The organism is Psychrobacter sp. MES7-P7E (assembly GCF_002863645.1).
Lineage (GTDB): Bacteria > Pseudomonadota > Gammaproteobacteria > Pseudomonadales > Moraxellaceae > Psychrobacter.
The window spans coordinates 1-255 of sequence record NZ_PJBU01000066.1 but is presented as its reverse complement, the minus strand read 5'-3'; the positions used below and the strand labels follow the sequence as shown (position 1 = coordinate 255).

The following is a 255-nucleotide window of genomic DNA, read 5'->3' as shown; positions in this document are numbered from 1 at the left end:
TACGATGTCGACATTTCAAGCTCTCTTGTCTCAAGAGTCACCGATAACATATTAGAGGACATCACCGCTTGGCAGAACCGGCCGCTGAGCAGTGTTTATCCTATCGTCTATCTAGACTGCATCGTCGTGAAGATACGTCAAGACAAGCAGATTATCAACAAAGCCATTTACTTAGCCCTAGGCGTTAACCTTAACGGTAAAAAAGAGCTGCTTGGTATGTGGCTCTCAGAGAATGAAGGCGCTAAGTTCTGGCTA

Annotated in this window: 1 protein-coding gene; it reads left to right on the top strand. The window is 45.5% G+C overall.

Annotated elements, in window-relative coordinates:
* Positions 1 to 255, top strand: a 255-nt coding sequence (locus CXF62_RS01520; RefSeq protein ID WP_185156576.1) for a transposase, incomplete at both ends; no start/stop codon positions are given.